The organism is Lamprobacter sp. (genome assembly GCF_034860625.1).
GTDB lineage: Bacteria > Pseudomonadota > Gammaproteobacteria > Chromatiales > Chromatiaceae > Lamprobacter.
In genome coordinates this window covers 1-2,591 of record NZ_JAYESN010000344.1, presented here as the reverse complement: position 1 = coordinate 2,591, position 2,591 = coordinate 1, and the positions used below count along the sequence as shown (strand labels likewise).

The following is a 2,591-nucleotide window of genomic DNA, read 5'->3' as shown; positions in this document are numbered from 1 at the left end:
CAGCCGCGTGAGCCTGTTCTCGGGGCTCAATCAACTGCGCGACATCACGCTCAGCGCCCCCTTTGCGACTATCTGCGGCTACACCCAGCAGGATCTCGAGACCACCTTCGCTGAGCATCTTGCCGGTGTCGATTGGGACGAGCTGCGCCGCTGGTATAACGGCTATCGTTTTCTCGGTGAGCCGGTCTATAACCCCTATGACATCCTGCTATTCATTAGCGACGGTCATAGCTATCGCAACTACTGGTTCGAGACCGGCAGCCCAAGCTTCCTGATCAAGCTGTTTCAGCAGCGACGCTATTTCCTGCCGGATCTGGAACAGCTCGAGGTGGGCGAAGAGATTCTGGATTCCTTCGACATCGAGCGCATCAATCCCGTGACGCTGCTGTTTCAGGCGGGGTATTTGACCGTGGCTTCGACCACGCAGCAGTGGGGTGAGCTGACCTTTCGTTTGCGCATCCCGAACAACGAGGTGCGGCGTGCGTTGAACAACCAATTCATCGACGCCTATGCGGGCATCAGCGACACGCGCCTGAGCTATAAGCGTGGGCTCATCGAGGCCTTGACGCAGGGCGATCTGCCAGCCCTGGTCGCCACCATCAAACGTCTGTTCGCCAGCATCCCCTGGCGCAACTTCACCGGCAACGATCTCCCCGAGGCCGAGGGCTACTACGCCAGTGTGCTCTATGCCTTCTTCGCCAGCCTGGATGCCGAGATCATTCCGGAGGATCTGACCAATCACGGCCAGGTCGATCTGACCCTCAAGCTGGCCGGTTACATCTACGTCATCGAGATCAAGTTACAGCGTGATGCGCGCGGCAAGGGTGATCGGGATGTGGATTCGCCTGCCCCGCTCGGCAATCCGACCAGCACAGCCCAAGCCTCCATTGCTGACACGGATGTCGCTGCCGCCGTTCCAGCAGCGCCTGCCACCAATGCAGCTCCGGCGCAGATCCAGGCACGCGGTTACAGCCAGAAATACCGGCAAGCACCCGGCCAGGGCCTCTTCGAGGTCGGCCTCGTCTTCAGCAGCGCTGCGCGTAATCTGATTCAGGCCGACTGGCGGCGCTTGCACTGAGTCTGCAGAGGATTTGCTGCCGACCTGCTAAGCGCTTTAGCCACTGCCACTGTTGAATAACGATTATGCGCAGCGCAGCACGTCCTCCGTGGTGTCGTCCGCTGGGTAGAACAGCTCAAGGAACAGCGTGCTTCGATGCCAGGCTGATGGCGCGCCGATAGCGGCGCTCAAACAGTCAAACCGCAACTCAGTGCGATCGAGGCAGTAGCGCTCTTCGGTCTGGATCGGCATGTCGGTCGAACGGCTCCCGGTGAAGAGCGGTGCAATGTTGGGCCACTCGTAAATAGTGTCGAGCAAGCGACATAACTCCGGGTCATCAAATCCCTGAGCGATGACGCGGTTCAGATAGTTTGGAACCAGCTGTTCGGGTTCGGCCATGAAGGGAAAGAGGCCCTTTGGATGCAGCGACGCGCGCAGTAGGTTCGGACGATCATCACCACAGGTTCGCTGCCACAGCGCATCGCCATCGGCCCAGTGTGCGATCAGCCGTGCGAACCCTTGGTTCATCGCGATCAGATTCTGTGCGCGATCGACAAGAATCGCTGGATAGGGTTCTTGCTGTGCCAACAAACGCTGAGTCATGGCAGCCGTGAGTGCATGAACGGATTCGGAGGCGCTCGGGCTAGTCGGCGTGCTCGGCAAATACCCACCTGCAGCGAGCAGGGTTTCTCGGTCAGGTTGTGACAATTTCAGTGCCTGGGCGAGGCGTTCCAGTGTCGTTCGGCCCGGGTGTACTCGGCCCGTCTCGATGAAGCTGACATGTTTTTGCGTCAATCCGGCGCTCACGGCAATGTCAAGCTGCGAGCGTTGCCTCGCTCGGCGCAGCGTTTTCAACAAGGCTCCCACACTCATGGCTTGATTCCCTGCGTGGAATTGTCGTGCGCGCCGACGTTCTGGATGCTTTGGCTCAGGGCCAGCGATCGAGCGCGGCTCAAGTTCCAACCCCATGACGTCCGAGACTGGACTGGAGACACTGCATGTTGCCGTTGAAAACCGCTGATCATGTCTTGAATGATGCTCGCTACAGGGTCCGCAAGGCAGGAGCGGGAACCAACATCGCACAACGCTGCCTCGACGATCCCGAGCGGCTTCACAACATGCGACGGATCGAGTTGAGCATGCCGGTTGCGGACCTTTTGCTCGACAGACTGAGTCGCCAGCACCCACATGCCCCGAAGTGCCAGGTGCCAACGCTTGGGCTTTGGGGGGAGGGAGATGACCTGGTGCCGGAGCGCCAGATGATCGAGACCGGACGATACGTGGCAGCGGATTGGCGCTACGCGCTCATCGCCGGCGGTGGGCATTGGATGATGCTTCGCGATCCAGGCGCCGTGACTCGGGCCTTGCTGGATTGGATACTGACACGCTGAGCCTGTCGATGATGTGCCGCTTGGACCTCGAAGCAATGGAGGGATCACCCGTAGATCGACATCAAGGCTGCGCGCATGCTATGACCTGAACAGCCCGCAAGCGGCCATCACGCCAAGCTCCAAGCCCTATGTCCCAGCAAAAA

Annotated in this window: 3 protein-coding genes; 2 read left to right on the top strand and 1 reads right to left on the bottom strand. The window is 59.7% G+C overall.

Annotated features, from left to right (window positions below):
* Positions 1 to 1,078 (top strand): AAA family ATPase (locus tag VBE63_RS27260; RefSeq protein ID WP_323686132.1); only part of this gene is annotated, 1,078 nt, incomplete at its 5' end.
* A 63-nt stretch (positions 1,079 to 1,141) separates the two neighbouring features.
* Here VBE63_RS27260 and VBE63_RS27255 read toward each other — a convergent pair.
* Positions 1,142 to 1,930, bottom strand: a complete 789-nt coding sequence (locus tag VBE63_RS27255; protein WP_323686131.1) for a helix-turn-helix domain-containing protein — start codon at positions 1,928 to 1,930, stop codon at positions 1,142 to 1,144.
* Between the two features lie 125 nt (positions 1,931 to 2,055).
* On the opposite strand from VBE63_RS27255, the gene VBE63_RS27250 reads away from it, so the two are divergent.
* The gene (locus VBE63_RS27250) at positions 2,056 to 2,448 is read left to right on the top strand and encodes an alpha/beta hydrolase (RefSeq protein WP_323686130.1); all 393 of its coding nucleotides are present in this window, start codon (positions 2,056 to 2,058) and stop codon (positions 2,446 to 2,448) included.
* The last annotated feature ends 143 nt before the right edge of the window (positions 2,449 to 2,591 follow it).